This is a genomic window from Winogradskyella haliclonae (assembly GCF_014635865.1).
In the GTDB taxonomy this organism is placed as follows: Bacteria; Bacteroidota; Bacteroidia; order Flavobacteriales; family Flavobacteriaceae; genus Winogradskyella; species Winogradskyella haliclonae.
In genome coordinates this window covers 176,935-195,515 of sequence record NZ_BMDQ01000002.1, presented here as the reverse complement: position 1 = coordinate 195,515, position 18,581 = coordinate 176,935, and the positions used below count along the sequence as shown (strand labels likewise).

General features: G+C 33.1%; 17 protein-coding genes. 12 read left to right on the top strand and 5 right to left on the bottom strand.

The features are described 5' to 3' along the window. Nucleotides 1–28: 28 nt before the first annotated feature. The gene (locus IEV10_RS08945) at nucleotides 29–835 is read left to right on the top strand and encodes a DUF1853 family protein (RefSeq protein ID WP_188374373.1); all 807 of its coding nucleotides are present in this window, start codon (nucleotides 29–31) and stop codon (nucleotides 833–835) included. After that, the gene (locus IEV10_RS08940; protein ID WP_229719670.1) at nucleotides 814–1,401 is read left to right on the top strand and encodes a pseudouridine synthase; all 588 of its coding nucleotides are present in this window, start codon (nucleotides 814–816) and stop codon (nucleotides 1,399–1,401) included. Before IEV10_RS08945 ends, IEV10_RS08940 begins: the two co-directional genes overlap by 22 nt. On the opposite strand, the gene IEV10_RS08935 is transcribed toward IEV10_RS08940, so the two are convergent. After that, the gene (locus IEV10_RS08935; RefSeq protein ID WP_188374372.1) at nucleotides 1,382–2,089 is read right to left on the bottom strand and encodes a hypothetical protein; all 708 of its coding nucleotides are present in this window, start codon (nucleotides 2,087–2,089) and stop codon (nucleotides 1,382–1,384) included. The two genes, IEV10_RS08940 and IEV10_RS08935, sit on opposite strands and share 20 nt — an antisense overlap. Nucleotides 2,090–2,179: 90 nt before the next feature. Further along, nucleotides 2,180–3,694, bottom strand: a complete 1,515-nt coding sequence (locus IEV10_RS08930; protein WP_188374371.1) for a DEAD/DEAH box helicase — start codon at nucleotides 3,692–3,694, stop codon at nucleotides 2,180–2,182. 166 nt (nucleotides 3,695–3,860) lie between these two features. Here IEV10_RS08930 and IEV10_RS08925 point away from each other — a divergent pair, with 166 nt between their 5' ends. Further along, a complete protein-coding gene (locus tag IEV10_RS08925; RefSeq protein WP_188374370.1) occupies nucleotides 3,861–4,424 on the top strand; it encodes an ExbD/TolR family protein in 564 nt (187 codons plus the stop codon). Nucleotides 4,425–4,807: 383 nt separating this feature from the next. Then, the gene (locus IEV10_RS08920; protein WP_188374369.1) at nucleotides 4,808–6,106 is read left to right on the top strand and encodes a dipeptidase; all 1,299 of its coding nucleotides are present in this window, start codon (nucleotides 4,808–4,810) and stop codon (nucleotides 6,104–6,106) included. Nucleotides 6,107–6,180: 74 nt separating this feature from the next. Here the strand turns inward: IEV10_RS08920 and IEV10_RS08915 are convergent, their stop codons facing one another. Both IEV10_RS08915 and IEV10_RS08910 read right to left on the bottom strand, forming a co-directional pair. Beyond that, a complete protein-coding gene (locus tag IEV10_RS08915; RefSeq protein WP_188374368.1) occupies nucleotides 6,181–8,352 on the bottom strand; it encodes a S9 family peptidase in 2,172 nt (723 codons plus the stop codon). Nucleotides 8,353–8,423: 71 nt separating this feature from the next. Beyond that, nucleotides 8,424–10,424 (bottom strand): alpha-ketoacid dehydrogenase subunit alpha/beta, encoded by a 2,001-nt coding sequence (locus tag IEV10_RS08910; RefSeq protein WP_188374367.1) that lies wholly within the window; start codon nucleotides 10,422–10,424, stop codon nucleotides 8,424–8,426. Nucleotides 10,425–10,574: 150 nt separating this feature from the next. On the opposite strand from IEV10_RS08910, the gene IEV10_RS08905 reads away from it, so the two are divergent. From IEV10_RS08905 to IEV10_RS08880, 6 genes are read left to right on the top strand one after another with little or no spacing between them, the layout of a single operon-like run. After that, complete coding sequence (locus tag IEV10_RS08905) at nucleotides 10,575–11,522, top strand: isopenicillin N synthase family dioxygenase (RefSeq protein WP_188374366.1); 948 nt, start codon at nucleotides 10,575–10,577, stop codon at nucleotides 11,520–11,522. Between the two features lie 9 nt (nucleotides 11,523–11,531). Next, nucleotides 11,532–11,861, top strand: coding sequence for a translation initiation factor (locus IEV10_RS08900; protein WP_188374365.1), 330 nt, complete (start codon nucleotides 11,532–11,534; stop codon nucleotides 11,859–11,861). A 2-nt stretch (nucleotides 11,862–11,863) separates the two neighbouring features. After that, nucleotides 11,864–12,805, top strand: coding sequence for a DUF1835 domain-containing protein (locus tag IEV10_RS08895; protein WP_188374364.1), 942 nt, complete (start codon nucleotides 11,864–11,866; stop codon nucleotides 12,803–12,805). Beyond that, a complete protein-coding gene (locus tag IEV10_RS08890) occupies nucleotides 12,795–13,667 on the top strand; it encodes a nucleoside phosphorylase (RefSeq protein ID WP_188374363.1) in 873 nt (290 codons plus the stop codon). The genes IEV10_RS08895 and IEV10_RS08890 overlap by 11 nt, the downstream gene beginning before the upstream one ends. A gap of 25 nt (nucleotides 13,668–13,692) precedes the next feature. Next, the gene (locus IEV10_RS08885) at nucleotides 13,693–14,547 is read left to right on the top strand and encodes a substrate-binding domain-containing protein (RefSeq protein ID WP_188374362.1); all 855 of its coding nucleotides are present in this window, start codon (nucleotides 13,693–13,695) and stop codon (nucleotides 14,545–14,547) included. A 51-nt stretch (nucleotides 14,548–14,598) separates the two neighbouring features. Next, nucleotides 14,599–15,195, top strand: coding sequence for a hypothetical protein (locus tag IEV10_RS08880; RefSeq protein WP_188374361.1), 597 nt, complete (start codon nucleotides 14,599–14,601; stop codon nucleotides 15,193–15,195). On the opposite strand, the gene IEV10_RS08875 is transcribed toward IEV10_RS08880, so the two are convergent. Continuing rightward, complete coding sequence (locus IEV10_RS08875; RefSeq protein ID WP_188374360.1) at nucleotides 15,188–15,862, bottom strand: uracil-DNA glycosylase; 675 nt, start codon at nucleotides 15,860–15,862, stop codon at nucleotides 15,188–15,190. The two genes, IEV10_RS08880 and IEV10_RS08875, sit on opposite strands and share 8 nt — an antisense overlap. 120 nt (nucleotides 15,863–15,982) lie before the next feature. Between IEV10_RS08875 and IEV10_RS08870 the strand changes: the two genes are divergently transcribed. Beyond that, nucleotides 15,983–18,151 (top strand): endonuclease MutS2, encoded by a 2,169-nt coding sequence (locus IEV10_RS08870; protein ID WP_188374359.1) that lies wholly within the window; start codon nucleotides 15,983–15,985, stop codon nucleotides 18,149–18,151. Then, nucleotides 18,148–18,570: a thiol-disulfide oxidoreductase DCC family protein gene (locus tag IEV10_RS08865; RefSeq protein ID WP_188374358.1), complete on the top strand. Its 423-nt coding sequence runs from the start codon at nucleotides 18,148–18,150 to the stop codon at nucleotides 18,568–18,570. The genes IEV10_RS08870 and IEV10_RS08865 overlap by 4 nt, the downstream gene beginning before the upstream one ends. The last annotated feature ends 11 nt before the right edge of the window (nucleotides 18,571–18,581 follow it).

Here is an 18,581-nt window from a genome sequence, read left to right as displayed (position 1 = left end):
TAATGCTTCTTTGTATTTTTAAAACTGAATGAGAGATAATATTGAACTTCAGTATAAAGGCTTTTTAAACACAGCGAATCTTTGGAAGAATTCAGAGATTTATGGGCTTGAACAATTTCAATTTGAAGCTAAGTTATTTTCTATTGAAAACCATTCAAGTTTTAAAGAGATTAGATTAGGTAAACGTGTAGAAGAATTTATGAGCCATCAGCTAAAAAACCTAGATAATATTGATGTATTGGCAGAAAGCATTCAAATTAAGAATGATAAGATTACTATTGGAGAATTAGATTTTTTGTTGCGAAATAAATTAGTATACATTCATCTTGAAATGATTTATAAATTCTACCTCTATAATCCAAATTTGAACGGTGATGTGTTATCGAAATGGATTGGTCCAAATCGAAAAGATAGCTTAATTTATAAGCTTCAAAAGTTAAGAGAGAAGCAACTGCCACTTCTCTACTCTAAGCATTGCAGTGACGTGCTGGAGGCTTTTACTATTAAAGCTCAAAATTTTGCCCAGCAGGTCTGTTATAAAGCTCAGTTATTCTTACCCTTTGAAAGTAATATTAAAGATATTTCGCCTCTGAATCAAGATTGTATTTCAGGATTTTACATCTCTTTCAATAAGATTGAAGTATTTAAAAGTTTTAGTTTTTATTTCCCGAAGAAGCTGAATTGGCTAGTTGAGCCCTATTATGAAGTAGATTGGATTGATTTTGTTGAGGCTAAAAAAATAATTAATAATTGCATGACTGAAGAACGCTCACCTATGGTCTGGCTTAAAAATAGTAGCGATAACTTGCAAAAATGCTTCATCACATTCTGGTAATGCATAAACATTATAAGATATACAAGCCTTATGGGTATTTGAGTCAGTTTGTAAACAATCAAAACAAACGACGCAATAAGAAGTTATTAAGTGATTTGTTCGATTTTACTCGAGAAACCATGGCTATTGGTCGTTTAGATGAAAAGTCAGAGGGATTACTTCTTTTAACAACTGATGGAAAGTTTAGCGAGTATATTAGAAGTTCTAATATTGAAAAAGAATACCATATTATGGTTGATGGTATTATTACTACTAATGCAATTAATCAATTAAAAAATGGTGTTGAAATCTCAGTTAATGGTAAATCTTATACCACTAAACCGTGCAAAGCCAAAATTTTGAATAGCACATCGCATATTACGGAGCGTTTTGTACGTGATAAACGTCATGGCGCTACATCTTGGTTGAGTATCACAATTACTGAAGGTAAGTTTAGACAAGTCCGAAAAATGACTTCTAAAGTAGGTTTGCCAACATTGCGATTAGTAAGAGTTAGAATTGGAGTTTATAAACTAGACAGTATGAAACCTGGAGATTATGAAAGTATTAGTTCCCTTCATTCTTAGCTGTAATTTTTGGCTTCTCATTAATGAATGTAATTTTGGCTTTAACACCAGTAAGTAAATTCCATTCTTTTGATGAAACAACATTGCCTTTGTCGTCGTACACAACAAATTCAGCCGTGTTAGGTCCAGAATCACCTTGATTAAGAGCTGTGATATCAATCATGTTGATACCTTCAATGAGGTTGATTTTTAAACGTCTGTATTGAGAAGTTAGCGTCACATTTCTGTATACTAGTTCACCATTTAATGAGATGCTTACACGATCACCATCAGGATACTCGTGATCACGGCAAACTATATTTACAAACTCAGTATCTATATTATATTGACCTAAGAATTGATCACTCATAAATTTTCTTATACCTAAAGCTTGAGCTTCTTTTTTCCAGCGCTCTTCGAATATTTCACCAGGACTCCTTAAACCATCATCATAAATCAGGGAAAAAGGGCGTTCTACTTCAGTAGCCTTCTTTCGCGAAATAGTATTTGATTTAGTATTTGATTTGTCTATATCCGCTTTTGGATTTTTTTTTGGAGCAACTTTTATGCGTATAGGTGTCGAATCTTTTTCTTTTTTAGATTCTACAGCTGGGATTCTAATCGTTTTTTTCTCTTTATCAGTCACCTGGGCATTCAGCGTAAAGCCAAAGACTATAAAGCAGAGAATGATTAAAAAACGATTATACATATTAGATTTAATTATATTAAGGTATAAGCAACAAAAACTATACCTATTTCAAATTAAACGCATAAAAAACAAAAACCTTTCAAAAAAAAGTTAAAACTTTCCGTTAAAACTTAGTCTTAAACGCCTGTTATACTCTTCAAGAAGCCAGTCTTTGTAGTTTTGAGTACTGTTCATAATACAATAGCAATATTGTTTAATTCTATATGCTATTTCGTCTTGCAATTCTTTTATCAACTCACGGGCTTCAAAAACATCCTCACAATTCTCGATACATATTTTTGAATGCTGCTCTATAGAGCGTTCTATTACTGTAAATGATTTTTTCCCAGAATTTAGCACTTGCTTATACTCTGTTTTTACATTAAAATCCAAAGATTCAGATTTTTTAAACTTTTTACGAAGAGCATCTGGCATTTCATAAATAAAGTCTCGTTCTAGTGTATCGTCATCAACAATGTTTTCCAAATAAAAATCAGGGTATTTAAAGATATGTTGCCAATCTACAGGCTGATCCCAAGGTCCAAAACGGGCTATGTTATTACCTAAGTCAACAACCTGAAACGATTTTCTATCACCATAAATACGAGAGCCACGACCAATCATCTGAAAATATAAAGTCAATGATCTTGTAGCACGATTTAAGATTATAGATTCTACCGAAGGCTCATCAAAACCAGTCGTAAGTATACTTACTGAAGTTAATATAGCATCTGGTGTATTCTTAAACCATTCAAGTGTTTCTTTTCGTTCTTCTTTATTAGCAGTATTATCAAGATGTCGAATACTATAACCAGCTCTTCTGAAAGTATGATAGACTTCCTTAGACGTGTGGATACCATTATTAAAGATTAATGTCTTTTTACCTTTTGAAGTATCATCAAACGCAGTTAAAAGCTTTGTTTGCATAAAACTATTAGTATATAATGCTTCAGACGATTTTACTGTATAATCACCATTAATACCAACCTTTAGAGATGTTAGGCCAACATCGTAACTCAGCATTTCTGCCTTGGCCAAAAACCCATTTTTAATCAATGTAGATATATCATCACCAACAATTAGATTGTTATAATTATCTTTCATTGGTAACTTAATATTACTACTAAGAGGCGTGGCTGTAACTCCAAGAATAAAACAATTGTCAAAGAATTTAAATAGCTTTCTAAAAGAGTTATAATGCGCTTCATCAATAATAACAAGTCCAATATCTTTTAACTCAAAATCATTTTCAGATAAACGATTGTTAAGCGTCTCTACCATTGCGACAAAGCATTGATACTCATCCTGATCTGGCAGGTCTTTAACCTTACTATTTATAATTTTGTTCTTTACATCAAAACCAGAAAGCACACTAGATGTTTGTTTACACAACTCGATACGATGTGTAAGTATAACTACCTTTTTGTTTCTGTCGTTGATATATCGCCTAACAATCTCTGAGAAAATAACTGTTTTTCCTCCGCCAGTTGGCAACTGATAGAGCAAATTATAATCCTCGGGTGACTCATCCATGACATCAAAAATCCGATTGAGGTCAGAAATTTGATAGTCGTAGAGTCGCTTTTTACTCTCTTTTTCTACTTGTATATGGGTGTCTACAGACATATGATGCTTAAAATAAGTATTAATAGCTAAGGCCAATTAAATGTTTAACGGACCAATTTTGCAAAAATAGTACATAATAACGGTTTCAAAGGCTCTTGTTAACAACATTTTAAAAGTGGTATTGTTTTTGTGATTTCTTTAACATTAATCTTAAAACGTACTTAATATGAGAAATTCAAGACGAAATGCTCCATCCGTTAATGCTGGTTCAATGGCAGATATTGCTTTTTTACTGCTCATCTTTTTCTTAGTTACCACTACTATTTCTGCAGAAAAAGGTATTCTTAGGAAGCTACCTGATAAATGTGCTAATCCACCATGTGATGTACCTTTTAATGAGCGCAATGTTTTTAGAATATTCATAAATTTTGAAAATAAGATTATGGCTGAAGATGAAATAATAGAACTAGAAGAATTAAAAGATTTAGTTATCGCATTTATAGATAACAATGGAGAGAACGTTTGTGGTTATTGTAATGGTGAACAACAGCCCAACTTATCAGATAAGCCTTCAGAAGCTATAATATCATTAAAACACGATGCATTAACCAATTATGGTATGTATATCGCCGTACAAGATGAAATTAGTGATGCCTATTATGATTTACGAGTAGCGTATGCAAAAAAGACCTTTGATAAGATTCCAGACGAGCTATCAAAAGAAGAGTTAAAAGCAGTAAAAGAAGCTTATCCTTTTATATTATCTGAAGTCAATGTTAAACGCAACTAAGGTTAATGTAAAGTTAATGTGTGTTAAATCAATGTTTTACTTGTAACATAATTTTTTATTGATCGTCTTTATAGTGTAATCAATTAAAAATCGAACAATCATGAGAACATTAGACAACAATCAGTTAACGAACAGAAATTCAGAGGCTAAAAGTTTTACTTGGAACAGTAAAAGGCGTTTTAGATAATCTTTTAAAATCAATCAATTATGAAAGCCTTATCAAAAATCGTCAATACATCTAACAGTTTAGATGATGACCTAGAAAACATTAGACTATGAATCTAATCAAAATCGAATTTGAGTAAACCAGCATTAGTAGTAATGCTGGTTTTTTGTTTTTAGCATATTCTACTCTATTTTTATGCAAAATTGATATCTCAAATATGAAACTAAACGCCACACTACCCTTTTTTGTATTAACCATTCTATTATCTAGTTGTAAATCTGAACCTAAGACTGAAGAAGAGATTATTGCTTACGCAAAAGAGATTCACGACCGAGTCATAACTTTAGATACCCATTGTGATATTAATGTTGCCAATTTTACGGATTCTATAAACTATACTCAACGATTAGACAACCAAGTTAATTTGCCTAAAATGCTAGAAGGTGGCTTAGATGTACCATGGTTTATCGTATATACAGGACAAGATTCATTATCTAGAGAAGGTTTTGAAAAAGCCCATGCAAATGCTATGTCAAAATTTAACGCTATTCATCGCTTAGTTAGAGATTATGCACCAGACCAAATTGAATTAGCAAGAACATCAGACGATGTTAGACGTATTAATGCATCTGGTAAAAAAGTTGCCATGATTGGTATTGAAAATGGTTACCCAGTTGGGTTGGATATTGAAAATGTCCAGAAGTTTTACGATTTAGGAGCAAGATATATGTCTTTATCTCACAATGGACACAGCCAGTTATGTGATAGCAATACTGGTGAAGCTGATAATGAATGGCTACATAACGGACTAAGTGATTTTGGTAAAATGGTGGTAAAAGAAATGAATAAAGTTGGCATGATGATAGACGTTTCTCATCCATCAAAAGAAGCCATGCGCCAAATGATAGAATTAACCGAAGCACCTATTATAGCATCACACTCATCTGCAAGAGCCTTGTGTGATCATAGTAGAAACTTGGATGATGAACAATTGCAGTGGCTAAAAGACAATGGTGGTGTTGTACAAACTGTAGCATTTAGAAGTTATTTGAGCACAGAAAAATCAGAAGCTAGAAATAACGCAGCTACAAACATTAAAACCCAAATTGCAGACTCTTTGGGTGTCACGTATTACAATCGTCGTGAGTTCAGAGCTTTGGATAAAACACTTCAGGATTCTATAACAGAAAGCGGTTATTTGTCAAAAATTAATGATTTAGCAAAAGCTAAGATTGATGCTATGGCTGATTTTCCACCAGAAGTTAATGTCTCTGATTTTGTAGATCATATCGACTATCTAGTTAGCAAAATGGGCATTGACCATGTTGGTATCAGTAGTGATTTTGATGGCGGTGGTGGTATTGAAGGTTGGAACGATGCTTCTGAAACTTTTAATGTAACTTTAGAATTAGTACGTCGTGGTTATTCTGAAGCGCAAATTGAGCAATTATGGTCCGGGAATTTATTACGTGTTTTGGATGAGTGTCAGGCTGTGGCTAAGAGCTTAAAAATATAGTAATGCATATATAGTTTAAACAAATACCCAGTAAATTTTAGTTTACTGGGTATCCATCTTTGATGAAATATGTCTTATAACTTAAACTTTTTCATTTCCTCTAAATTGAGTAAAAAAGCATAGTAAAGTGCTGTACGCTTATAACGGTCAAATCTGCCTGAAGCGCCACCATGACCTGTTTCCATATCACAATCTAGAACCAACATGTTATTATCCGTTTTGTATTCACGAAGTTTTGCTGTCCATTTAGCAGGTTCCCAATATTGTACTTGACTATCCCAATACCCCGTAGTAATAAGTATATTTGGGTAGTCTTTTGCTTCAACATTATCGTAAGGTGAATAAGACTTCATATAATCATAATACTCTTTGTCTTTTGGGTTCCCCCATTCGTCAAACTCAAAAGTTGTCAGCGGAATTGTTTCATCCATCATTGTTGATACAACATCCACGAAAGGTACTGCTGCCACTACGCCATTCCATAAGTCTGGCTTCATGTTAACTACAGCACCCATTAGTAATCCACCTGCGCTTCCTCCCATAGCATAAAGATGGTCAGAGCTTGTATAGTTTTCGTTAACAAGGTATTCTCCAGCAGCAATAAAATCTGTAAAGGTGTTTTTCTTTTTAAGCAGTTTGCCGTCTTCATACCAATGTCTTCCCATTTCTTGTCCACCTCTAATATGAGCCATTGCATAAATAAAACCACGATCTAATAAGCTTAATCTATCTGTGCTAAAAAATGGTTCGGAACTTGAACCATACGACCCATATGAGTACAATAATAATGGTGTATCCGCACTTTTTACAGTCCCCTTCTTATACACCAAAGAAATAGGAATTTTTACCCCATCTTTTGCTGTAGCATAAATGCGTTCGGAGATATAATTGTCTTTGGAAAAATCTTCACCTAAAACGTCTTGTTCTTTTAAAAGTACTTGAGTTTTTGTGTTCATATCATAGTCAAATGTACTACCAGGAGTAGTAAGTGATGTATAACCATAGCGAAGAATATGGGTGTCAAAATCTAAATTTGTTGTTGGATATGACACATAAGCAGGGTCACTAAATTCTATGTAATGGTCATCCTTTCCATCCCAAGTCTTAACACGAATAGCTCTTAATCCATTTACTCGCTCTTGAAGCACCAAATGATTACTAAAAAGCACAAAACTTTGTAAAAGAATATCTTTTCGATGCGGAATCACATCTGTCCAGTTATTTTTTTCTGTTGCTGTTACTGGTGTTTTTACTAATTTAAAGTTGCTTGCATCTAAATTTGTGCGTATGTAAAAATGGTCTTTGTAATGATCTGCAGAATATTCTAGGTTTTTTTCTCTAGGCTGAATAATTTTAAACTTCCCATATGGGTTATTGGCATCTAAATATTGGTATTCTGTTGATAGTGTTTGAGAACTACCAATCATAATATAAGCATCAGATCTAGATTTATAAACAAAGCAACTAAAGGTATCATCGACTTCTTCAAAAATCAACTCATCAGCAGATTGTTTTGTACCTAAGACATGTCTATATATTTTGTTAGCTCTTAAAGTTACTGGGTCTTTTGAAGTATAAAAGACCGTTTTATTATCATTAGCCCAAGCAACACTTCCTGTAGTATTGTTCAATTGATCTGATAACATTTTACCAGAATTTAAATCTTTAAAGTAAATATTATAGCGTCTTCTCGAAACCGTATCAATCCCAAAAGCCATTATATTATTATTTTGACTAATAGAACGACTTGCTATACCGTAATACGAATAACCTTCAGCCATTGCAGGCCCATTAAGAATAATTTCCTCTTTACTACCTTCTTCAAGTTTTTTTCTACAATACAAGGCATAATCCATTCCATCTTCAAACCTTGTGTAATAAGAATATCCATTATCATTATAAGGGACTGATTGATCATCCTTTTTTATACGCCCAACAATCTCATTATATAAGTTCTCTTGTAAATCCTCTGTATGCTTTAAAACTTCTTTCTTGTAACTATTCTCATCCCCTAGATAGCTCAACACTTTTTGAGTTTGTTTATCTGGAGTCTCAGCATTTTTTTGCTCATCAGTTAAACGCATCCAAAAATAATCGTCTACACGTGTATCGCCATGAGCTGTGAGCGCTTTAGGTGTTTTTTCTGCAACTGGGACATCAATAGACGTATAATCATTGCTCATCTCATTTTCTTTACAGCTGAATACTACAAATAGTACAACTATAGCGTAACTTATATTTTTCATTTTTTAACTGAATTGAATTGACTTTAAATATACAGAAATTGTATGCTATTTTTTTGTAAGAAAAGTTAAAATCAATAGCTTATTAATTCTAATAAGGATTCAAGGAATCTGTCTTTTGCCAAATACTGTTGTTCTAATTGGCTATCAAAAGGGATTGGTGTTTCTAAACTCGCTACACGCTTTACAGGAGCATCCAAGTATTCAAAACATTCTTCCATAAGCATAGCTGATAAGTCACTCGCTATACCGCCAAACATAGAATCTTCTTGAAGTATAATGGCTTTATTGGTTTTCTTTACAGAGTTAATTATTGCTTCTTTATCCATGGGCTGCAATGAACGCAAATCAATTAAGTCAGCAGAGATGTCAGCATTGTTTTCTAGAACATCTAAAGCCCAATGCACGCCAGCACCATAAGTAATTATGGTAATATTGTTGCCTTTTCTTAAAAGTGATGCTTTACCAAGAGGTAAGGTATAATAATCGCTAGGTACTTCTTGACGTATACTTCTATATAAGGCTTTGTGTTCAAAAAATAATACAGGATTTGGGTCATTAATTGCTGTGATTAACAGGCCTTTAGCGTCAGCTGGAAAAGCAGGATATACTACTTTTAGACCTGGCGTCTTGGTAAACCAGGCTTCGTTAGTTTGTGAATGAAATGGCCCAGCTGCAACACCTGCTCCACATGGCATTCGCACTACAACATCTGCTTGTTGATTCCAACGATAATGAGACTTAGCTAGATAATTAACTATTGGATTAAAACCAGAACTCACAAAGTCAGCAAATTGCATTTCTACAATAGCTTTCATTCCTGCGATAGATAATCCCATTCCAGCTTCAACTATTGCAGATTCACAAATCGGTGTGTTACGCACTCTGCCTTTTCCAAATTGCTCAACAAAGCCATCAGTAATTTTAAAAACGCCGCCATATTCAGCGATATCTTGACCCATAATCACTAAGTCATCATGACGTTCCATAGATTGCTTTAAACCTTCAGAAATTGCATCAATCAATCGAAGTTCTTTAGTTTTTGTATTTTTATTAACTTCTTGATATACAAATGTTTTATATACATCATTTAATTCAGTACTCAAATTTGGGGTTATTTTTTCTTCAGCATAAGCTTGATCTAATGCAGTATTGATTTCTGCTTTAATTTTATCGTTAAACTCCTGCACTTTTTCTTCAGTCAAAACACCTAGAGTTTTCAAATACTCTTGGTAATTTTCTAGCGGATCTTTTGCAGCCCAATGGTCCATTAACTCTTGAGGAACATATTTTGTACCACTCGCCTCTTCATGACCACGCATTCTAAACGTTTTAAATTCTAGTAGTACTGGACGTGGATTCTGACGAATGTCTTCGACCAATTCAGAAACTTTTGTATAGACTTCTGTAATATTATTACCATCAATAATATGAGATTCCATTCCATAACCTATGCCTCTATCTGCTAAATGCTCACAATTGTATTGCTCAGCAGTTGGTGTAGATAAGCCATAACCATTATTTTCAATACAAAATAGTACTGGCAATTGCCATACAGAAGCCACATTCAATGCTTCATGAAAATCTCCTTCACTAGTGCCGCCTTCTCCAGTAAAAACTGCAGTTACCTTATTATTTTTTTTCAATAAATTAGCTAAAGCAATGCCATCTGCAACCCCAAGTTGTGGTCCCAAATGCGAAATCATTCCAACAATATGATACTCCTGTGTGCCAAAATGAAAAGAACGGTCACGTCCATTTGTAAATCCACTAGCTTTTCCTTGCCATTGGCAAAACAATCGAAATAATGGAATCTCTCTTGTCGTAAAAACACCAAGATTACGATGCATTGGTAGTATATATTCTTCCTTATCTAATGCCATTGTTAAACCGACGGAAATTGCCTCTTGTCCAATACCAGAAAACCATTTAGATATTTTGCCTTGTCTTAATAGAATAAGCATCTTCTCTTCTATTAAACGCGGTCTTAGCATGTTGTAATATAACTGAATTAGCGTCTCGTCACTTAGAGAAGCTCTGTCATAATTTATAGATTTCATTGTTGGGTTAGACATGTAAGTAACATTTTTTAATAGTCAATCAAATGTAACTAAAATAGATAGAAATTATAACTTATTATTCATCAATTTTATTGGTATAAATCTCCTGTTTTTATTGGGTTTTCACTAGATTTGTATTACATGTAATTAATAAAACTGCATATCATGGACAGAATACCTAGTGTAGACCTTAAAGATTTTTTATCAGGTGACCCAAATAGAAAGCAAAAATTTATAAATGAAATAGGAAAGGCCTATGAAGATATTGGCTTTGTAGCATTGAAAGGACATTTCTTAGATGATGAATTAGTAGACAGTCTCTATACTGAAGTTAAAAACTTTTTTGACCTTCCAGTTGAAAAGAAACGCGAATATGAAATAGAAGGCATTGGAGGTCAACGTGGTTATATCTCATTTGGAAAGGAAAGTGCAAAAGGCAAAAAAGAAGGTGATTTAAAAGAGTTTTGGCATTTTGGTCAGTATGTAGAAGATGATGAAGAACGTCGAAAAGAATACCCAGAAAATGTTGAGGTTAAAGAGCTTCCAAAGTTTAATGAAGTTGGTAAAAAAACCTATGCTAAACTCGAAGAAACTGCAAAGTATGTATTGCGAGCATTGGCTCTTTTTGTGGGACTTGAAGAAAATTATTTTGACAATTACATACACAATGGGAATTCTATTTTAAGACCAATACATTACCCTCCAATTATTGACGAACCAAAAAATGCTGTTAGAGCTGCTGCTCATGGTGATATCAACCTTATTACACTATTAATGGGTGCACAAGGCCGTGGTTTACAGGTGCAAAACCATAAAGGCGATTGGATTGACGCTATTGCTGAACCAGACGAATTAATGATTAATGTTGGTGATATGCTGTCAAGACATACTAATAATAAGCTAAAATCTACAATACATCGTGTGGTGAATCCACCAAGAGAATTATGGGGCACATCTCGTTATTCTATTCCATTTTTTATGCATCCTATTAGTGAAATGAAATTAAACGTTTTAGATAGCTGTGTAGATGAAAACAATCCAAAACAATTTGAAGATATCACGGCGGGAGAATTCTTAAATGAACGTTTGATAGAGTTAGGTCTTAAAAAGTAAGCTAGCCTCATGGATTTAAAAGACCAACTAAAAAACCTCTTTCCTGACCATATTCCAGAAGTTTCAGAAAATGAAGTTGATGAAACATTAGATATTTGGCTACAAGATGCCCCAATAATATGTAAGTACGAAAAACGTAAGGGCAAGCCAATTACAATCTTAGAAGGTTATACTGGTGCTACTGAAGATTTCAAAATGCTAGCTAAAGAATTGAAGCAAAAACTCAGTGTTGGTGGTAGTTATAAAGATGATAAAATTATTATTCAAGGTGATTATCGCGATAAAATAATGAGTATTCTTAAGGACAAAGGGTTTAATGTAAAACGTGTTGGGGGTTAATTATGGCTAAAACATCTTTGCATATTACAAATGGTGATAGCTTGACCAACTATCTGAGAGAATTAGATTTTAAAGAGGATATATTAACTTGGCGAGAAATGCTTAGCGAAGGTCCTACAGTGCCATTAATTGACTCTGAAGAGTTTTACAACACTCGAAAGTCATTCTTAGCTAAGTATTACGATATTAATACTTTAGATTATAACCTGAGTGACTCTATAGCCATTCTTGATAATGCCGAGGCATATAAAGAGGTTAATCTCTGGTTTGAGTACGATTTATTCTGTCATATTAATCTAATTGCAGTTATAAGCTTATTGCATCAAAAAGAAATTAATAAGCCATTATACCTTATTTGTAGTGGTCGAGTTGAAGGCGAAAAAGATTTAAAAGGATTACCAGAACTAAGTCCAGAGGAATTAAATGTCCATTATCAAAATCGCGTTTTGCTAACCCAAGACGATATAGATTTGGCAATTACTTTATGGCGTACTTACTGTGGAAAAGACCATAATATATTTAAACCTTACATTACTAAAAATTCAAGTTTTAAGTACTTAACGAATTGCTTAAAAGCACATTTAAAGCGATTTCCAAATCAAAAAACAGGCCTTTGTACTATAGAGGAAAATATCCTTAAACTTATCAAAGAAAAGGATATAAAATCGGAACACCATTTATTAGGTTATTGCCTTAACTATCAAGGTTACTATGGTTTTGGAGATATTCAATTTCAAAGAATGGTAAATAAACTCACCAACTTTTTTCAAGCTTCAGATAAAAAATTGATACTCACCAGAAAAGGGCATGACGCCTTGTTAGGAGAACACAATTTTGCTTCAGAAATTAATAATGACATTAGATATGGTGGTATTTCACGATTAGATTATCAATTCAGCACTACCAAAAACAAACTCATAAAAACAGTCTCGCATGTCAATTAAAGACTCAGAACTCATACTTAATCCAGATGGTAGTGTTTATCATTTGAATTTAAGGCCAGAACATATTTCTGATACCATAATTTTTGTAGGAGACCAAGATCGTGTTGAAAAAATAACAAAGCATTTCGAAAGTATTGAATTTACTACTCAAAAAAGAGAATTCAAAACCCAAACTGGTTATTACAAAGACCGCAGAATAACGGTAATTTCTACTGGCATTGGTCCAGATAACATCGATATTGTTCTCAACGAACTAGATGCATTAGTAAATATTGATTTGGAAACACGAAAACCAAAACAAAATTTAACTAGCTTAAACATTATAAGAATTGGCACATCAGGTGCATTGCAAGCTGATATACCTGTAGATTCTTTTTTAATAAGTACACACGCTTTAGATGTTAATGGCATGTTGCATTTCTATCAGATAGATGGTATTAATAATCCTGAAATTGAAGATAAATTTATAGAACATACACATTGGGATAAAAATAAAGCAAGACCTATTATTATTATTAATAGTACTTATTTACAAAAGTACTTTGAAAGTAATACCGTCTTAAAAGGCATGACAGGTACAGCTGGAGGTTTTTATGGTCCCCAAGGACGTGTGTTGAGATTACCATTGCAAGACGCCAACCTTAATTCTAAACTAGATAATTTTAGTTATAAAGATTTTAGAATCACTAATTTTGAAATGGAAACTTCGGTTATATATGGACTGTCTAAGCTATTAGGACATGAAGCCTTGTCATTAAATGCCATTATCGCCAACAGAGCTAATGGTACTTTTAGTCAACATCCAAAGCAAACAGTAGAACAATTGATTATGTATGCTTTAGAGCGCATCGTAAACATTTAAATTAGAGCCTTTTCAAAGCGCAAATATGAATAAGATAAATATAGGAGGTGTTCCTGAACATTTTAATTTAGCCTGGTACTTAACCCTTAAAAATGGTGAATATAAAGCTGAGGGTATTAATCTCAGATGGCACGATTACCATGGTGGCACAGGACAAATGTGTAAAGGCTTACGTGATGGTGATATTGACCTAGCGGTAATACTCACAGAAGGTATCGTTAAAGATATCATTGCAGGTAATCCATCAAGAATTATACAAACTTATACACAATCACCTCTAATTTGGGGTATTCATGTTGCTCAAGATTCAAAATTCAATACTATTGATGACATAAAAGGAACACGAGCAGCAATTAGTCGTTATGGTTCGGGATCACATTTAATGGCTTATGTTAATGCAAAGAACAATGATTGGGATCTAAAGAAAGACCTTAATTTTTCAGTTATTAAAAATTTAGATGGCGCAGTAAAAGGTTTAACAAACGGTGATGCTGAATATTTTATGTGGGAAAAATTTACGACTAAACCATTAGTAGATGATGGTATATTTAGACGAATTGGTAATTGCCCATCTCCATGGCCATGTTTTGTAATAGCAGTTAGAGAGGCGTTTTTAAAAGAGAATATGGAAGATGTAAAAACAATTTTAGAAATAATAAATAGTACTACTTCAGAATTTAAGAATATACCAAGTATCGACAGAACAATTGCTAATCGTTATAATCAAGAACTTGAAGATGTTCGAGAATGGTTATCACTAACGGAATGGTCGCAAGAATTAATTGATAAAAAGACCTTAAATAAGGTTCAAGATGAATTACTTCATCTAAATATCATTCCTGAAAAGTGGGCATATGAGGATTTGGTATATAAAGTTTGAAAAAATACGCAACCATTTCGGTTTTATATCATCTATCATAAAACGAAATTAATGAAAGCTTTCTCTTTTACTCTCATGGTTGGTTTTTCTCTTTGTGCATCACTTTGTTGTCCTGAAGAAGATAGCATCTCCCAAACACTTTTTGTAGAGAATGATAACCTTATTTCTGTTGATAACAATCAAACTTCATTTAATGTTGGAGATTCTGTATTTATTGAAACTATTATAGAAGACAATCAGGTTACAATAGAAAATACAAATATAAATTTAAGTGACTTTACATATGCTGAAATTGCTGAATCTAGAGCATTTCATCAACTAATTCTTTATAAAGAAACAGCTTTTCAATCTGTTGTAGAAATTCCTTTAAATGAAAACAGTATTAACATTACTGAAGGTGATGTGAGATTAAACAACCAATTGATTGAAGTGATTAGCATTTATGATGGGAATTCGTTCCGTAGTAAGTTTAGCATTCAATTATTAGAGTCAGGTGTCTATTACTTGGCAGGACCTGAATTATTGTTTAATAACTCTAATGGGGAAACAACCGTTAATCTTGGTGTTTACGAAAGAGGATATGTTAATATTACTTCAAGAATTGTTAATTCTGATGAACAAGGCAAGTATATATTTACAGTTAATTAATTCTCCAGTCTATTTCCTCTACATGTAGCGATTTAAGTACGCTATTTACCTTACTAAAATGTTTGTTTCCAAACCAATAACCGCGATTAGCACTCAATGGTGAAGGATGTCCTGAGGTTAGAATGTGATGTTTATCATGGTCAATTAATTTAGCTTTCTTTTTAGCAAATCCGCCCCAAAGTAAAAACACAATATCATTTTGATGCTCACTAATAACTCTAATTACTGAATCCGTAAACGTTTCCCAACCTTTTCTTTGGTGACTTCCTGCTTCATGAGCTCTTACTGTTAATGTAGCATTTAATAACAGTACACCTTGGTCTGCCCAGGGCATTAAATTTCCACTTTTAGGATATGGCATGTTTATATCCATTTGCAACTCTTTGAAAATATTAATCAGTGATGGTGGATGCGCAATAGTATCATTTACAGAAAAACATAAGCCATTGGCTTGGTTTGGTCCGTGATAAGGGTCTTGACCAATAATCACCACTTTTAAATCATCAAACTTGCAATGGTTAAAGGCATTAAAAATCTCTGACCCTTTTGGGTAACAGGTGTTTGTAGCATATTCTTTTTTTACAAAGCCTACAAGTTCAGAAAAATAGGGTTTCTCAAATTCGGGAGAAAGATATGTTTTCCAGCTTTGATTGATTGATACATTCATACAACAAATATAAAATTAACAAATAATAAAAGCCTCTTAATGCATTAGGTGCTATAATTGAATTCACTTAAATTTGCCTTCGAATTTAATAATTAGGTTTCCATTTAATTGGAAGTAGATATGATTAATATACATCAGAAAACATTAGATGACTTAGAGTTTGATACTGTTCAATCTCAATTGAGTGAGCACTGCATCACTAATATGGGAAAAGAATCAGCACTATCTGTTATCCCATTTTCTGATACCGAAATTTTAAAAAGAGAGTTAGCTTATACAAACGAGTATGTTTCTTCTTTTGACAATGACAATCGTATCCCAAATCATGGCTTCGAAGCGTTAACAAAAGAAATAAAACTTCTAAATATTGAAAACACTTATTTAGAGGTTCATAGTTTGCAGAAGATAGTTAGCACTTCTCTAACGGTTAACACAATTCTAAAGTTTTTTGAAAAATTTAAAGAGTACTATCCAAGTCTATATAAGCTTTCAAATCCAATAGAACATAACACATCAATAATTGAACAAGTAGACTTCGTAGTTGACCGCTTTGGAGACATAAAAGACAATGCGTCCCCTGCTTTAGCTATTTTAAGGAAATCTATTAGCGGTCTTAGAACAAAAATTAATACAAGCTTTTCTTCAGCATTAAACAAATATCATAATCTAGAATATTTAGACGATATACGCGAATCTGTAATTGAAAATAAACGTGTTTTAGCAGTTAAGTCCATGTATAGGCGAAAAGTTAAAGGCGCTATCATGGGAGGTAGTAAAACGGGTAGTATCGTCTATATAGAACCAGAAACGACTTTAAACTATTCTAGAGAGTTAAACAACCTTGAATACGAAGAGAAAGAAGAGGTTATTAAAATTTTAAAAGAACTAACCAATTATATACGTCTATTTCTGCCACTATTAAATCAATATCAAGCGTTTTTAATTAAGATTGATGTGATATCGGCTAAGGCAAAATATGCGAGAAGCATGAATGCCATTCTTCCTGAGATTTCTGAAAAACGCAGTATGTATCTCCGTGATGCTTATCATCCTCTACTCTATTTAACTAATACTGAAAATGAAGAGGAAACATTTCCGCAGACTATAAGTTTAGCAGATGATAGCAGAATCATCGTCATTTCTGGCCCAAATGCTGGTGGAAAAAGTATTACTTTAAAAACAGTTGGTTTATTACAAGTTATGCTTCAAAGTGGCATACTCATTCCTGTTCATGAGCGTAGTCAAGTATGTTTGTTTGATCGCGTATTAAGCGATATCGGTGATAATCAATCTATAGAGAATCATTTAAGCACATACAGTTATCGCCTTAAGCAAATGAACTATTTTTTAAGAAAGTGTAATAAAAATACATTATTCTTAATTGATGAATTTGGCACAGGTTCTGACCCCGAATTGGGAGGTGCTTTAGCAGAGAGTTTTTTAGAGGTTTTTTACGACAGAAAGGCTTTTGGGATAATTACGACTCATTATTCGAACTTAAAATTATTAGCAAACGAATTGCCATATATGCGTAATGCTAATATGCTTTTTAATGAACGTACACTTGAACCTATTTATAAATTAGTGATAGGGCAAGCCGGAAGCTCTTTTACTTTTGAGGTTGCTCAAAAAAATGGGATACCCTATAGCCTAATTAATAAGGCAAAGAAAAAAATTGAACGTGGCAAGGTACGATTTGATGCTACTATTGCTAAGCTTCAGAAACAACGTAGTAAGCTTGAGCAAACAGAGCGTTCTTTAAAAGAAAATGAAAAGAAAAAACTTACTGAGGCAGAAAAACTTGAGGGTATTAACCAGAAAGTTCAAAAAAAACTAGAAAGCTATCAAGAATTATATGATAGTAATCAACGCCTGATATATTTAGGCCAAAAAGTGAATGACTTAGCCGAAAGATTTCAGAATAATAACAAGAAGCGTGAGTTAATGGCTGAGTTATTTAGATTGGTACAAATAGAGAACTCTAAGCGTAAGAAAGTTTCAGCAAAACAAAAAAGAGCAGAAAAAGCTAAAGAAACTCAAATCAAAAAGGAAGCCGAAAAGAAAATAGAAGTTATTAGAAAAAAGAAAAAAGCGGCTAAGAAAAAAGAACAAGAAAAACCTGTACCTCCAAAACCAGTACTTAAAATTGGAGACCGTGTGCGCATGCACGATGGACGTGCTATTGGTAGTATTGATGATATTGAGAAAGGGAAAGCTAGAGTGAATTATGGTTTATTTACAACTAATGTCAGTGTAGATTTATTAGAATTAGTAGAAGTAAAAAAATGATTAATAACATTCCAAAAGACAAACGATTAATACTATTCGATGGTGTATGCAACCTTTGTAATAGTAGTGTCTTGTATGTTATAAAACGAGATAAGAAAAATAAATTTCTATTTGCGCCACTGCAAAGTAAAATAGGAGAAACTATAATTAATGAGTTTAATATAGATACTACAGAGGTAGATTCTATATTACTTTTTAATCCAGAAACATATAAAATTTATAGCAAATCTGCGGCGGCATTACATGTGGGTAAGTCTCTCAACTTCCCAACAAACTTAATGGCAGCATTCTTTATTATTCCTGCTTTTATAAGAAATTGGTTTTACGATTATATTGCCAAAAACAGATATAAATGGTATGGAAAAAGAGATGCTTGTATGATTCCAACACCAGAATTGAAGGCAAAATTCTTAGATTAAGCCTTTACTCA